The organism is Citrobacter sp. CK181, assembly GCF_030333595.1.
Taxonomy (GTDB): domain Bacteria; phylum Pseudomonadota; class Gammaproteobacteria; order Enterobacterales; family Enterobacteriaceae; genus Citrobacter_B; species Citrobacter_B koseri.
In genome coordinates this window covers 102,267-117,216 of the sequence record NZ_JAOWFN010000016.1, presented here as the reverse complement: position 1 = coordinate 117,216, position 14,950 = coordinate 102,267, and the positions used below count along the sequence as shown (strand labels likewise).

At 51.1% G+C, this 14,950-nt stretch carries 12 protein-coding genes and 3 pseudogenes; 13 read left to right on the top strand and 2 right to left on the bottom strand.

Annotated elements, in window-relative coordinates; all coding sequences use genetic code 11:
- Nucleotides 1-105: 105 nt before the first annotated feature.
- The 9 genes and pseudogenes from der (at nucleotide 106) to OGW17_RS20915 (ending at nucleotide 7,357) form a co-directional block, all read left to right on the top strand.
- On the top strand, nucleotides 106-1,578 hold the full coding sequence (gene der, locus OGW17_RS20960; protein WP_047462015.1) for a ribosome biogenesis GTPase Der: 1,473 nt from the start codon (nucleotides 106-108) through the stop codon (nucleotides 1,576-1,578).
- 253 nt (nucleotides 1,579-1,831) lie between these two features.
- Nucleotides 1,832-2,545 (top strand): hypothetical protein, encoded by a 714-nt coding sequence (locus OGW17_RS20950; RefSeq protein ID WP_071258064.1) that lies wholly within the window; start codon nucleotides 1,832-1,834, stop codon nucleotides 2,543-2,545.
- 109 nt (nucleotides 2,546-2,654) lie between these two features.
- Nucleotides 2,655-2,849: pseudogene (locus tag OGW17_RS20945) on the top strand (helix-turn-helix transcriptional regulator); the annotation flags it as partial.
- Complete coding sequence (locus OGW17_RS20940) at nucleotides 2,840-3,091, top strand: hypothetical protein (RefSeq protein WP_071258063.1); 252 nt, start codon at nucleotides 2,840-2,842, stop codon at nucleotides 3,089-3,091. The pseudogene OGW17_RS20945 and the gene OGW17_RS20940, both read left to right, overlap by 10 nt.
- Nucleotides 3,092-3,714: 623 nt before the next feature.
- The gene (locus OGW17_RS20935; RefSeq protein ID WP_071258062.1) at nucleotides 3,715-4,179 is read left to right on the top strand and encodes an STM2901 family protein; all 465 of its coding nucleotides are present in this window, start codon (nucleotides 3,715-3,717) and stop codon (nucleotides 4,177-4,179) included.
- Nucleotides 4,173-4,499: a DUF1493 family protein gene (locus OGW17_RS20930; RefSeq protein WP_071258060.1), complete on the top strand. Its 327-nt coding sequence runs from the start codon at nucleotides 4,173-4,175 to the stop codon at nucleotides 4,497-4,499. The genes OGW17_RS20935 and OGW17_RS20930 overlap by 7 nt, the downstream gene beginning before the upstream one ends.
- 22 nt (nucleotides 4,500-4,521) lie before the next feature.
- Nucleotides 4,522-5,006: pseudogene (locus tag OGW17_RS20925) on the top strand (Hcp family type VI secretion system effector).
- Between the two features lie 451 nt (nucleotides 5,007-5,457).
- Entirely contained in the window at nucleotides 5,458-7,011 is a 1,554-nt protein-coding gene (locus tag OGW17_RS20920; protein WP_012131270.1) for a peptide MFS transporter, read from the top strand.
- A gap of 130 nt (nucleotides 7,012-7,141) precedes the next feature.
- Nucleotides 7,142-7,357 carry a zinc ribbon domain-containing protein gene (locus OGW17_RS20915; RefSeq protein ID WP_071258090.1) on the top strand — a complete coding sequence of 72 codons (216 nt, stop codon included), beginning with the start codon at nucleotides 7,142-7,144 and terminating at the stop codon, nucleotides 7,355-7,357.
- Here OGW17_RS20915 and xseA read toward each other — a convergent pair.
- Nucleotides 7,354-8,727, bottom strand: coding sequence for an exodeoxyribonuclease VII large subunit (xseA, locus tag OGW17_RS20910; protein ID WP_071258058.1), 1,374 nt, complete (start codon nucleotides 8,725-8,727; stop codon nucleotides 7,354-7,356). The two genes, OGW17_RS20915 and xseA, sit on opposite strands and share 4 nt — an antisense overlap.
- A gap of 161 nt (nucleotides 8,728-8,888) precedes the next feature.
- Here xseA and guaB point away from each other — a divergent pair, with 161 nt between their 5' ends.
- Nucleotides 8,889-10,355, top strand: coding sequence for an IMP dehydrogenase (gene guaB, locus OGW17_RS20905; protein ID WP_012131273.1), 1,467 nt, complete (start codon nucleotides 8,889-8,891; stop codon nucleotides 10,353-10,355).
- Nucleotides 10,356-10,423: 68 nt separating this feature from the next.
- Nucleotides 10,424-12,001 (top strand): glutamine-hydrolyzing GMP synthase, encoded by a 1,578-nt coding sequence (guaA, locus tag OGW17_RS20900; RefSeq protein WP_058667885.1) that lies wholly within the window; start codon nucleotides 10,424-10,426, stop codon nucleotides 11,999-12,001.
- 150 nt (nucleotides 12,002-12,151) lie between these two features.
- Here the strand turns inward: guaA and OGW17_RS20895 are convergent, their stop codons facing one another.
- Nucleotides 12,152-12,343 (bottom strand): YfgG family protein, encoded by a 192-nt coding sequence (locus OGW17_RS20895; protein WP_012131276.1) that lies wholly within the window; start codon nucleotides 12,341-12,343, stop codon nucleotides 12,152-12,154.
- A gap of 119 nt (nucleotides 12,344-12,462) precedes the next feature.
- On the opposite strand from OGW17_RS20895, the pseudogene OGW17_RS21690 reads away from it, so the two are divergent.
- Both OGW17_RS21690 and OGW17_RS20890 read left to right on the top strand, forming a co-directional pair.
- Nucleotides 12,463-12,531, top strand: a pseudogene (locus OGW17_RS21690) (hypothetical protein); the annotation flags it as partial.
- Nucleotides 12,532-12,695: 164 nt separating this feature from the next.
- A complete protein-coding gene (locus OGW17_RS20890; protein WP_071258057.1) occupies nucleotides 12,696-14,945 on the top strand; it encodes a sensor domain-containing phosphodiesterase in 2,250 nt (749 codons plus the stop codon).
- Nucleotides 14,946-14,950 lie beyond the last annotated feature (5 nt).

Sequence of the window (14,950 nt, the reverse complement as noted above, 5' to 3'; positions counted from 1 at the left end):
ACGCTTTGAAAAACGGCTCCTGGTGCAGGGGCCGTTTTACTGTTTTTAACAACGGCGCAAAAATCGCGCGCGTTGTTTGATGATTTTTTAAATGAGGCTTTAAACATGGTACCTGTGGTCGCGCTTGTCGGGCGCCCTAACGTCGGAAAATCCACGTTATTTAACCGTCTAACTCGCACCCGAGATGCGCTGGTTGCGGATTTCCCGGGTCTGACTCGTGACCGTAAGTACGGTCGTGCGGAGATTGAAGGCCGCGAGTTTATCTGTATTGATACCGGCGGTATTGATGGCACCGAAGACGGTGTGGAAACCCGCATGGCGGAACAGTCGCTGCTGGCGATTGAAGAGGCTGATGTTGTGCTGTTCATGGTGGATGCGCGTGCTGGCCTGATGCCAGCGGATGAAGCGATCGCCAAACATCTGCGCTCCCGCGAAAAACCCACGTTCCTTGTGGCAAACAAAACTGACGGGCTCGATCCCGATCAGGCGGTTGTCGACTTCTATGCGCTGGGTTTAGGTGAAATTCACCCGATTGCAGCTTCTCACGGTCGTGGCGTGCTCAGCCTGCTGGAGCATGTTCTGCTGCCGTGGATGGACGACGTCGCCCCGCAGGAAGAGGTGGATGAAGACGCCGAATACTGGGCGAAACTGGCAGCGGAAGAGAACGGGGAAGAGGAGCCGGAAGATGACTTCAACCCTCAGGATCTGCCAATCAAACTGGCGATTGTCGGCCGTCCGAACGTAGGTAAGTCCACACTGACTAACCGTATTCTGGGTGAAGACCGCGTAGTGGTCTATGACATGCCGGGAACGACGCGCGACAGTATCTATATTCCGATGGAACGCGATGAGCGTGAATACGTGCTGATTGATACCGCAGGCGTACGTAAGCGTGGGAAAGTCACCGATGCGGTAGAAAAATTCTCTGTCATTAAAACGTTGCAGGCGATTGAAGATGCCAACGTGGTGATGCTGGTTATTGATGCGCGCGAAGGGATTTCCGATCAGGATCTGTCGCTGCTGGGCTTTATCCTTAATAGTGGGCGCTCACTTGTCATCGTCGTGAACAAATGGGACGGCCTGACCCAGGAAGTGAAAGAGCAGGTGAAAGAGACGCTGGACTTCCGTCTGGGCTTTATCGACTTTGCGCGCGTACACTTTATCTCTGCGCTGCATGGCAGCGGCGTGGGCAACCTGTTTGAGTCCGTACGTGAAGCGTATGACAGTTCAACCCGTCGCGTCAGCACCGCCATGCTGACCCGCATCATGACTATGGCGGTTGAAGATCACCAGCCGCCGCTGGTTCGCGGTCGCCGCGTGAAACTTAAATATGCCCACGCCGGGGGATATAACCCGCCAATCGTGGTGATTCACGGCAACCAGGTGAAAGACCTGCCGGACTCTTACAAGCGCTATCTGATGAACTACTTCCGCAAATCGCTGGACGTGATGGGAACGCCTATCCGTATTCAGTTTAAAGAAGGGGAAAACCCGTATGCGAATAAGCGCAATACGCTGACCCCGACTCAGATGCGTAAGCGTAAACGTCTGATTAAGCACATTAAGAAAAGCAAATGACGATTTACTGAAAATCATCTGCTGTCAAAAAATCCTGAAGCCCGCATTGCGTCGGGCTTTTTTCATATCAAGAGCTATCATAAAGAATCAACAAAGTGCATGATTAGCGTGTACACAAGGGTGTAACCGGCATGAGTATTTCAACGAGCGCAAGGCGGCGCTGACTCAGTGGGCTGATTTGCTGGTAGCGTTGGAACGAGGTGAAACATATAACGTAATGCCTTTGCGTTTGGCTGAATAAAGGGATGAAAGTATGTGTGCATTCGTGAGCAAAAAAACAGGGGAAAAAACGAATCATCCAGTTGTCAATTACGTAAATAATGTGAATAAAAGAATAGCTGATGAAGCCGTGGAGTTCTCCCAAAGCGCAGATTTTTACATAATGGAAACAGCATCAGGTTCGCGGGGATTTGTTACAACAAATGAAAAGAGAACTGTTCTTGAAGAGTTAAATAAAGGATTTAGGTTTTATCTTCGAGATGAAATATCAAAACCAGAAGTAATTGATTTGATAAATGAATTTTCTGGTGTTGAGTATGGATCATTTGGCGATATTTTTAAATTAGAAGAAAGCAATGATTTAGTTCTTTCGGCCTGCATTATGCATTTCATGGGGCTTGATTCCGTTGCTGATAATCTGTTAAAAATTGCTTTCTACAATGAAAACATGAAATTAGGACAGTTACACTTTGTTTATCATTCTGGCAAGGTTGTTGAGCGACTGAAGCAGCGAAAAAATTCATCACAACCACGGAATCCCAATTATGCAAAAGCCATAAGAATACTTAAAGACACTTGGGAGAAGTATCCGGCGGCAAGTAAAAACGAAATGCTCTCGAAACTACATCAATACTTCAACGGCTCGGTGAGTAAAGACTCAATCAAACGTTGGATAAAAAAATCAAAATTACAACCGCCTAAACCAGATAAGTACACGGCATTTTCATTAGTGATCAATTCCGACTAATACAAATAATGGTGCATAGCTGGATATGCACCCTATCGCCTTGAGGCAAATCAGTCTTCAATTTATTCCGTTACAAGTCATCAACCACCAGCAAGAGGTAACGGGGCATATGAAAAACCAACCTTCCACACAGTCTGCAATTCCTACAACCGGCTACATCCGCCGCTATCGTTTGGCTGAAATGCTGGGTATGAGCCTTTCTACTCTGGATCGCAAGGTACGTGACGGCACTTTGCCGAAGCCAACAAAGCTAGGTGAGAAAATCACAGCATTCGATGCTGTGGCGATCAATCAGTGGCTGTCGCCGCAGCTGATGAACTGGGCTATGAGGTGGCGCTTCTGGAGGATGAAGGTATTTATCTTGATACGCAGGATGCTGAATTTTATTTTCAGCGTTATGACCTGAAAGAGAATGTGGCGCTGCTGCTGTTGACCCTGAGGCGCGAACTGTTTTACACCTCCACGGATTACCCTGATGAAATGGCGGACTGGAATCCGGAGGGGATTAAGGCTCTTTCACTCTGGCGCGAAAAGGTGCACAGGTGATATGTGTCAACGTCGCCCGGTGGCAAAGTGTAAACCGTTCCTGAGATACGAAACGCACAGGTTGACACTTTTCACTTTCCCACGAAAAAGCGTCAACCCGGCCACAGCCCCTGTGATTGCAGGCCCCGAATTAATTTATCCTCGTTAACGCTGCCATAAAACCCCGGATTTTCCGCAAAAGTGTCAACCTACGATGCTTAGAAATGCCAGGGTTATTGGGAAAACGGCGAAAAGTATCAACCTTCCCCGAAAAACGAAACCGATAGCTTTACACTTTGGCCGATCGCTGGAAACGTATAAAGCCGGACGAAGCCGCGCCATTGCTGCGTTTTCGGGGGGAGTGTCAGGTGAGGGATGTTTAGATTTGTTAAGGTCAATTCGCGAAAAGTGTCAACCGGCCTCCTAAGATTTCCTAAGGTTAAATGCGAGTTTTCCCGGAAAGTGTCAACCTATCCCAATCCGGAAAGATCCGCGCTGGTGGTATGTATGTCCTGCTGGCAAAAAGCAAAAGGTGGTGTGTGCTCCTGAATGCGCTTGGTGCTTGATGTAAATCAATCTGTTGCTCTGGAATGGCTTAATATTGGCCGTTATGATTGCCCTTTGCACAAAAAAAGGAATTGGCTGTGGATACGGTTGAGGAATTAAACGGAACATACTTCTACGCTGGAAAGTCGAATTTAAGTGCTGCCGAACTTCTATTTATGATTTTTTGTGAGAATACCGCTAGCCAATTTGGGATCGGCGTGGCTGATTTTGGTGCGGTGGTTGCCCTCGTATCGGGAAGAAACAATTTAGGTACGAGGGGCAAATTTGCCAATGCGACGAAAGGAACCTCTTACGCTTCAAAGGCTGCTCGAGCGGTATTTAAGAAAAGCAAATTCCCCTTTGGTATCTCGCTTCCTACTTGGTTAGGAGGCTATACACCGTGGACGGCTCGCCGTGTTATGGTTCGTAACATTGCGCCGTTTGTTGGGCGTTCAATTCCCCTGATTGGTCAAATTATCCTTGCTTCTGATGTGTCGCAAATCACCTACCGCACCATACGCGATTACAACACCATAGCGCGAGGTAACGATAAGTTATGGTAGACAGCATTGAGCAGCGCATTTATGAGCTTGTACGGCCTTACGCTGGAACGTATCTGTTCAATATAAAACGGGTGACATTAACGCCTGAGACTGATCTCGATACTGATTTGAGCATTGACGAACTTGAAGCCGAAGACCTGATGAATGACTTTTTCAAGAAATTCAATGTTGAACGGGGAGGGTTTAAAATCGAAACTTACTTTCCGAACCTTCCTTTTTCGTGGAATCCGTTCAAGAAAACGGAACCTGTCCCCGTACCTGATTTCACTATTGGCATGCTGATCGAATCAGCTAAAGCCGGGAAATGGTTATACGACTAATCGTAAGCAAGGAGCTTTATAAATGGCAGTACCAGTACACTTGTTTTTGACCGACGATGGCGGTGCAATGATCCGTGGATCTTCCGATGTACAAGACCGTGAAGGAAGTGTTGAGCTTCGAGGGTTACACCATATTTAACTATCCCTACCGACCCAATGACAGGGAAGGTGACGGGAACACGCCAGCATTCACCTTTCCAGTTTACCAAAGAGCTTGATAGCGCATCGCCGTATCTGTTTAAGGCGGCAGCGACCGGTCAGACGCTCAAATCAGCCGAATTCAAGTTTTATCACATTAACTACGCCGGACAAGAGGCGGAGTATTACCGGATTACTCTGGAAAATGTGAAAGTTATTTCGGTCAGTCCAGCTATGCATGATACGCGAGGCTGTCCGGGAACCGGCCATATGGAAGAAGTGGCCCTGAACTATGAAAAAATTACCCATCTGTATAAAGATGGTAATTTACTGGCTCATGATGCTTGGAATGAACGCCCTACCGCGTAGCGTTTGGAATTGATTAAAAATAGAGCGAATTAAGTAAGCACTTTGTTTTTTAATGTACACACGGGTGTACACAATTAGATGTGTTTATTAAAAAACTCTTTTATAACAATCGATAACTGGCTTATTTGCCATTCACATTAAAAAGCAAATAATCGTCGCTGACGTTGATAAAACCCGCGCCTGTCGCGGGTTTTTTGTTTTGCTCCAGCCGATGGTTTCCCTGTGTGATGTCAATGACTATTCGTTTTCTTCCAACTTTAAATCTAAGAAAGTAGACAATTGTCGAATTTTCATCTTAAAGTCCAGGGGTTGGTACTAGACAAAACTGGCTCCAGGTTATCAAATGGTTAAATAACCCTTCGCCGCATGTAAAAAAATCGGCCAGATACGTAACTGGTCGGCGTGCATTGCGGTGTTTATAAGCACAACGACATACCTTTTCGGGAGAATTATGCAATCCTCTGTTAATCAAAAAGAAAGCCGAACGTTCTTCGGCCATCCTTATCCGCTCGGTTCGCTGTTCTTCACCGAGATGTGGGAACGTTTCTCGTTTTACGGCATCCGTCCGTTACTGATCCTGTTTATGGCTGCGACCGTCTATGACGGGGGCATGGGACTGGCGCGTGAAAACGCCTCTGCGATTGTCGGTATCTTTGCCGGTACGATGTATCTCGCGGCATTGCCGGGCGGCTGGCTGGCGGATAACTGGCTCGGCCAGCAGAAAGCGGTCTGGTACGGCTCGATTCTGATTGCGCTCGGCCACCTGTCGATTGCGCTCTCTGCCGTGATGGGCGACAACCTGTTCTTTATCGGCCTGATGTTTATCGTGCTCGGTTCTGGCCTGTTCAAGACCTGTATCTCGGTCATGGTGGGGACGCTGTATAAAAAAGGCGATGCGCGTCGTGACGGCGGTTTCTCGCTGTTCTATATGGGCATCAATATGGGGTCGTTCATTGCGCCGCTGATCTCCGGCTGGCTGATTAAAAGCCACGGCTGGCACTGGGGCTTTGGTATCGGCGGCATCGGGATGCTGGTGGCGTTGATCATCTTCCGCGTGTTTGCCGTTCCGGCAATGAAACGCTACGACAGCGAAGTGGGGCTGGACTCCACCTGGAACAGCCCGGTAGTGAAGAGAAACGGCGTGGGCGCATGGCTGCTGGCGCTGGCAGTAGGCGTGGTGGTTATCGTTGCGCTGATCGCTCAGGGCGTGATTGTGATTAACCCGGTCGCGGTAGCCAGCATGCTGGTGTACGTGATTGCGGCGTCTGTTGCGCTCTACTTTATCTACCTGTTTGTTTTTGCGGGCCTGAACCGTAAAGAGCGCGCACGACTGCTGGTCTGCTTTATCCTGCTGGTTTCAGCCGCATTCTTCTGGTCTGCGTTTGAGCAAAAGCCGACCTCATTCAACCTGTTCGCCAACGACTACACTAACCGCATGATCGGCGATTTTGAGATCCCGGCCGTATGGTTCCAGTCGATCAACGCCCTGTTTATCATCCTGCTGGCGCCGGTGTTCAGCTGGGCATGGCCAAAGCTGGCGAGCATGAACATTCGCCCGAGCAGCATCACCAAGTTTGTTATCGGTATTCTGTGTGCGGCGGCGGGCTTTGGCCTGATGATGCTGGCGGCGCAGAACGTGCTGAATAACGGCGGGGCGGGCGTATCACCGTTCTGGCTGGTAGGCAGCATTCTGATGCTGACGCTGGGCGAGCTGTGCCTGAGCCCGATTGGTCTGGCGACCATGACGTTGCTGGCGCCGGAAAGAATGCGCGGTCAGATGATGGGGCTGTGGTTCTGTGCGAGCGCGCTGGGTAACCTGGCTGCGGGCCTGATTGGCGGCCATGTGAAGGCCGATCAGCTCGATATGCTGCCGGACCTCTTCGCGCGTTGCTCCGTCGCCCTGCTGATTTGCGCTGCGGTGCTGATCGTGCTTATTGTTCCGGTTCGTCGTATGCTGGAAAATACACAGACTAAAAATGAGCAGAAGCCGGTTACTAACGCCTGATGCAACATCCGACCTGGCCGGGGCGTGAGTGACGCCCCGGCAGTTCAACGAACGAGACGGGAACAGGCGTTCAGGGATTTATTGGTCATGGGCTTTGATGCTCAGCCCGCAACATATCAAAGGAGTTACCGTGTCGATTATCTGCCCGGGTTGCCATACAGAGCTGGAACCGCAAAACGGTGCGGCGCATTGCGACAGCTGCAATAAAGATATTGAACTTGAAGCGCGCTGCCCGGAGTGCCATAGGCCGCTCCAGGTGTTAAAAGCCTGCGGCGCGGTGGATTATTTCTGCCAGAATGGTCATGGGCTGATCTCTAAAAAGCGCGTGGAGTTTGTGCCGCTTTAATCCGTCTTTTTCCTGCGCGTTTTCTTCGCGGTCGTCACGCCTTTCACTTCGCTTTCCACCCAGCCGTCTGACAGCCGGGTGGTGAGCACATCACCGGCTTTCACCTGTCTGGTTTGCTTCAGCACCTTGCCGTCCGTCGCCGTGGTTACGCTATAACCGCGCGCCAGCGTGGAGAGTGGGCTGACGGCTTCAAGATGCGTTACCGCATTGCCAAAGCGTTCGCGTGTGGCGCTCAGACGTGCGCGCACGTTCTCGGCCAGACGATACTCCAACTGCTGAATACGCGTTTGCGCGCGATAAATTCGCGGCTGCGGGTTTTGCTGGTTTAAACGCTGGAGGACACGTTGCTGGCGCGAGGCCGCGCGCTTGAGTTGATTATCCAGCGCGAAGTTCATCCGCTGGCGCAATCTTTCCAGCATCGTCTGCTGGCGCGCCAGGCGCAGTTGCGGGTGTTGCTGCTGTAACCGGTGGAAAAGCTGCGTAAAACGGCGGTTGCGGTTTGCCAGATAGTAATCCATCGCCATCCCGAGGCGTTGTTGCGCGGACTGAATCTGGCGCAGCAACTCCTGCTGATTACGGCTGACTATCTCGGCGGCTGCGGAAGGCGTCGGCGCACGCAGGTCGGCAACAAAATCGGCGATGGTGACGTCGGTTTCATGGCCGACGGCGCTAACGACCGGAATGCGGCTGGCGAAAATCGCCCGCGCGACGCGTTCATCGTTAAAGCTCCACAGATCTTCCAGTGAACCGCCGCCGCGCCCGACGATCAGCACGTCGCATTCATTTCGGGCGTTAGCCCGTTCAATGGCGCGAACAATCTGGCCCGGCGCGTCATCACCCTGAACAGCGGTCGGGTAGATGATAACCGGCAGGGAGGGATCGCGGCGTTTCAGGACATGAAGAATGTCATGTAAAGCGGCACCGGTTTTTGAGGTGATCACCCCGACGCAGTGAGCGGGCGAGGGGAGCGGTTGTTTATACTGCTGATCGAACAGCCCTTCAGCCTGCAATTTTGCTTTCAGTAATTCATACTTCTGCTGGAGCAGGCCTTCACCCGCAGGCTGCATGCTTTCAACGATGATCTGATAGTCGCCGCGTGGCTCATACAGGGTGATATTGGCGCGAACCAGCACCTGTTGCCCGTGCTGCGGGCGAAAAGTGACGCGGCGGTTGCTGTTACGGAACATCGCGCAGCGTACCTGGGCGGTGTCATCCTTTAGCGTAAAGTACCAGTGACCGGAGGCGGGCTGCGTGAAATTAGAGATTTCACCGCTGATCCATACTTGCCCCATTTCCTGCTCAAGCAGCAGACGAACCGTCTGATTAAGGCGGCTTACGGTAAAGATTGAGGAGGTCTGAGAGGATAACATGTGAGCGGGATCAAATTCTAAATCAGCAAGTTATTCAGTCGATAGTAACCCGCCCACAGGGGATCGCAAGCATTATTTGCAAAAAAGTGTGGATGCAATCGGTTTCGCTCTGTATAATGCCACGGCAATATTTATCCACCCCCAGGTTAGAGATATTGCCCATGCTACGTATTGCTAAAGAAGCTCTGACGTTTGACGACGTCCTCCTCGTTCCCGCTCACTCCACCGTTCTGCCGAATACTGCCGACCTCAGCACGCAGTTGACGAAAACCATTCGTCTGAACATCCCTATGCTCTCCGCAGCAATGGATACCGTGACGGAAGCGCGCCTTGCAATTGCCCTGGCACAGGAAGGCGGCATCGGTTTTATCCACAAAAACATGTCTATCGAGCGTCAGGCGGAAGAAGTTCGCCGCGTGAAGAAACATGAATCCGGCGTGGTCACCGACCCGCAAACCGTTCTGCCAACCACCACGCTGCGTGAAGTGAAAGAATTGACTGAACGTAACGGTTTTGCTGGCTATCCAGTTGTTACCGAAGATAACGAGCTGGTCGGTATCATTACCGGTCGTGACGTGCGTTTTGTCACCGACCTGAGCCAGCCTGTCAGCGTGTATATGACGCCGAAAGAGCGCCTGGTCACGGTGCGCGAAGGTGAAGCGCGTGAAGTGGTTTTTGCCAAAATGCACGAAAAACGCGTTGAGAAAGCGCTGGTTGTGGATGACAGCTTCCATCTGATCGGCATGATCACCGTAAAAGATTTCCAGAAAGCGGAACGTAAACCGAACGCCTGTAAAGATGAGCAGGGTCGTCTGCGCGTTGGCGCGGCAGTCGGCGCGGGCGCGGGCAACGAAGAGCGCGTTGACGCGCTGGTTGCCGCAGGCGTTGACGTACTGCTGATCGACTCCTCTCACGGCCACTCCGAAGGCGTTCTGCAACGCATTCGTGAAACCCGCGCCAAATACCCGGATCTGCAAATCATCGGCGGTAACGTAGCAACCGGCGCAGGCGCGCGCGCGCTGGCAGACGCTGGCGTCAGCGCGGTGAAAGTGGGTATCGGTCCAGGCTCTATCTGTACGACCCGTATCGTCACTGGCGTAGGCGTTCCGCAGATCACCGCGGTTTCTGACGCAGTTGAAGCGCTGGAAGGTCTGGGCATTCCGGTTATCGCCGATGGTGGTATTCGTTTCTCCGGCGATATCGCCAAAGCGATCGCCGCAGGCGCAAGCGCGGTAATGGTCGGTTCCATGCTGGCGGGTACTGAAGAATCCCCGGGTGAAATCGAACTGTACCAGGGCCGTTCTTACAAATCCTACCGTGGTATGGGTTCTCTGGGCGCGATGTCCAAAGGCTCCTCTGACCGTTACTTCCAGAGCGATAACGCGGCAGACAAACTGGTGCCGGAAGGTATCGAAGGCCGCGTAGCGTATAAAGGTCGACTGAAAGAGATCATTCACCAGCAGATGGGCGGCCTGCGCTCCTGTATGGGTCTGACCGGCTGTGGTACTATCGACGCGCTGCGTACCAAAGCGGAGTTTGTACGCATCAGCGGTGCGGGTATTCAGGAAAGCCACGTTCATGACGTGACCATCACCAAAGAGTCCCCGAACTACCGTCTGGGCTCCTGATTTTCTTCGCCCGACCTCGTGTCGGGCGATTTATTTAATCTGTTTCACTTGCCTCGGAATTAGCGTCAATGACGGAAAATATTCATAAACATCGCATTCTCATCCTGGATTTTGGTTCTCAGTACACTCAGCTGGTTGCGCGTCGCGTGCGTGAACTCGGCGTTTACTGCGAACTGTGGGCGTGGGATGTTACGGAAGCACAAATTCGCGAATTCAACCCAAGCGGTATTATTCTTTCCGGCGGCCCGGAAAGCACCACTGAAGAAAACAGCCCGCGCGCGCCGGAGTATGTGTTTGAAGCTGGCGTGCCGGTATTCGGCGTGTGCTACGGCATGCAGACGATGGCGATGCAACTGGGCGGCCATGTTGAAGCATCCAATGAACGTGAATTCGGTTACGCGCAGGTGGAAGTGAGAACCGACAGCGCGCTGATTCGCGGCATTGAAGACTCCCTGACCGCAGACGGCAAGCCGCTGCTGGACGTGTGGATGAGCCACGGCGATAAAGTTACCGCTATCCCGTCTGACTTTGTTACCGTTGCCAGCACCGAAACCTGCCCGTTCGCCATTATGGCTAACGAGGAAAAACGTTTTTACGGCGTGCAGTTCCACCCGGAAGTCACGCACACCCGTCAGGGTATGCGCATGCTGGAACGCTTTGTGCGTGATATCTGCCAGTGTGAAGCGCTGTGGACTCCGGCGAAGATCATCGACGATGCGGTAAATCGCATCCGTGAACAGGTTGGCGACGACAAAGTGATCCTCGGCCTGTCTGGCGGCGTTGACTCTTCCGTTACCGCGATGCTGTTGCACCGTGCCATCGGTAAAAACCTGACCTGCGTATTCGTTGATAACGGCCTGCTGCGTCTGAACGAAGCCGAGCAGGTAATGGACATGTTCGGCGATCATTTTGGTCTCAACATTGTTCACGTTCCGGCGGAAGAACGTTTCCTGACCGCGCTGAAAGGCGAAAACGATCCAGAAGCGAAACGTAAGATCATCGGTCGCGTATTCGTTGAAGTCTTCGACGAAGAAGCGTTCAGACTGGAAGACGTGAAATGGCTGGCGCAGGGCACTATCTATCCTGACGTTATCGAGTCCGCCGCTTCCGCCACCGGTAAAGCACACGTCATCAAATCTCACCACAATGTGGGCGGCCTGCCGAAAGAGATGAAGATGGGTCTGGTTGAGCCGCTGAAAGAGCTGTTCAAAGACGAAGTGCGCAAGATTGGTCTGGAACTGGGCCTGCCGTACGACATGCTGTACCGTCACCCGTTCCCGGGGCCGGGTCTGGGCGTACGCGTACTGGGCGAAGTGAAGAAAGAGTACTGCGACCTGCTGCGTCGTGCGGATGCAATCTTCATCGAAGAGCTGCACAAAGCGGATCTGTACAACAAAGTGAGCCAGGCGTTCACCGTGTTCCTGCCGGTTCGTTCCGTTGGCGTAATGGGCGATGGCCGTAAATACGACTGGGTTGTCTCCCTGCGTGCGGTAGAAACCATCGACTTTATGACCGCGCACTGGGCGCACCTGCCGTATGATTTCCTCGGCCGCGTCTCTAACCGCATCATCAACGAAGTCAACGGCATCTCCCGCGTGGTGTATGACATCAGCGGTAAGCCGCCAGCAACGATTGAGTGGGAATAACCTCCCGCTTCATGACCACTGCGTTGTAATGAATAAAGACCCTCTGCCTGTGCAGGGGGTTTTTCTTTACCAGACTGAGGCACAGCGCTATCTGTCCGGCGAATGCATATGCAATCCAGAAAACAGTATGTTTATGTGAGCAGGAAAAGTTTAGCGTTGAGCAGGCGTCTCGACTGAGAGAGTGGACTGTTGAGCTTCTTTTTTATCCTGATGATGATGCCAGGCACCGATAGAAGAGTAGACGAAGCGTCCGAAGAAGAAGAGAAAACTGATAAACAGTACGATACGGGTCATTCGACTGTTAAATCGATGTCGTTTTCGCATACTGGTTGCCTGACTCACAAAAGGTTCCTTAGGGTATGCCCAGCATAGTGGGCGATGGGTACATTAAGGCACATTGTAAAGGAATGGTCAATTGTCGATTATGTAAAAATACGTCAGTTGATTTATCTCTTATTGTTATGGAAGATAATTTTAGTATTTACATTAATAATAAATTAATGATAACGAAGCAGAAAAAACGTAATTATTAGTTAATGAGAAGGAAATTGATTGATATATATCAAATGTTGCTTCCCGTTGATAACTAGAATCAAGACACATATTGTGACGTTGTTTTTATTATTATTTTAAAGTCAGGTGGGATGCCTGTCTGAAGCACCTTGCAGGAAGCGAGGGTTTTTGCTGAGCATCTATGAAACTAAATCAGACCTATATCAAAATCAGAGATAAATGGTGGGTGCTACCTCTCATTTTACCCTCTTTGCTGTTGCCCATATTAAGCATTGCCAATACCTACGCGCATACCAATACGGGTTCCGGCAATGTCACGCTTTTTTATCTTCCCTTGGCATTCACCATTAGCCTGATGTCATTTTTTGACTGGGCGGCATTACCAGGCATTGCGGTCGCAATCTTCTGGAATCGTTATCCGATAGTGGGATTGTATGAGACGCTCTCCATTATCGGACATTTCATTATCCCGGTCGTGCTCTGCTGGGGCGGGTATCGCGTGTTTACTCCCCGGCGTAATCAGGTGTCTCATGGCGATGCTCATCTGATGTTTCAGCGGATGTTCTGGCAGGTGTTTTGCCCGGCGACGTTATTTCTGGTGCTCTTTCAATTTGCCGCCTTCCTGGGAATGTATGCGAGCAAATCAAGCATGATGGGCGTAATGCCTTTTAATATCAATACATTGATTAACTATCAGGCTTTGCTGGTGGGAAATCTTATCGGCGTTCCGCTGTGTTATTTTATTATTCGCACTGTCCGCAATCCGCTATATCTGCGTGGATATTATGCGCAGCTGAAACAACAGTTTGATAAGAAAGTCACAAAGAAAGAGGTTGTTATCTGGTTGCTCGTGCTGACATTGCTCATGACAATGCTTTGCATGCCATTGAATGAAAATAGTTCAATATTTAGCACTAACTATACCTTGTCATTATTATTGCCGGTAATGCTATGGGGAGCGATGCGCTACGGTTATCGATTTATTTCGCTGATATGGTCGGCTGTTCTCATTACCGCAATTCATTATTACCAGAGCTACATGCCTTATTATTCCGGGTATGACACACAACTCACTATTACGTCTTCAAGCTACCTGGTTTTCTCTTTTATTGTGAGCTATATGGCGGTGCTGGCGACGCGCCAGAGAATCGTCAGCGGTCGGGCGCGTCGGCTCGCGTATCTTGATCCCGTCGTGCATTTGCCTAACCTGCGGGCGCTAAATCGCGCGCTGAAAAATTCGCCCTGGTCAGCACTCTGTTTTTTACGCGTGCCCGGCCTGGAATTACTGGGGAAGAACTATGGCGTTATGCTGCGGATTCAGTACAAGCAAAAGCTCTCCCACTGGATAAACACCTTGCTGGCGCCCGGTGAATGCGTGTATCAGCTGTCGGGGCATGATTTGATTCTGCGTCTGAATATGGAGTCGCATCAACAGCGCATTGAAGCGCTGGACAACCATATCAAGCAATTCCGTTTTATGTGGGATGATATGCCGCTCCAGCCGCAGATTGGGGTCAGCTACTGCTATGTGCGCTCTCCGGTCAGCCATATCTATCTGTTATTAGGCGAATTAAGCACCATCGCCGATCTTTCCCTGATGACCAACAAACCGGAGAATATGCAGCGGCGTGGCGCAATGCATTTGCAGCGGGACCTGAAAGATAAAGTGGCGATGATGAACCGCTTGCAGTATGCACTGGAGCACGATCATTTTTGCCTGATGGCGCAGCCGATTTCAGGCATTCGCGGCGATGTTTACCATGAAATACTGCTGCGACTGAAAGACGATAATGGCGGCATGATCAATCCCGATGGTTTTCTGCCCGTTGCTCACGAATTTGGCCTGTCGTCCAGCATCGATCTGTGGGTGATTGAAAATACCCTGCGCTTTATGGCGCAGAATCGGGATAAGCTGCCAGCCCACCGGTTTGCCATCAATCTGTCACCAACGTCGGTATGCCGCGCCCAGTTTCCGATTGATGTCAGTAACCTGCTGAGCCAGTACGAAGTTGAAGCGTGGCAACTGATCTTTGAAGTGACCGAAAGCAATGCGTTCACCAATGCCGAACAGGGTCAGGCAACGTTGTCACAGTTGCAACAGTTAGGTTGCCAGATAGCGATTGATGATTTTGGAACCGGTTATGCCAGTTATGCGCGGCTGAAAAATGTGAGCGCGAATATTCTCAAGATCGATGGCAGCTTTATTCGCAATATCGTCTCTAACAGTCTCGATTACCAGATTGTGGCGTCCATTTGCCATCTGGCGCGAATGAAGAATATGCAAGTGGTGGCGGAATATGTGGAAAGCGAAGAAATTCGTAGCGCGGTGAGCGCGTTGGGGATCGATTACCTTCAGGGCTATTTGCTTGGCGAACCCAGGCCGCTGGCGGCGACGCTGGAAGAGGTACAGGCACCATTGTCTGATGCCTGAGGCGA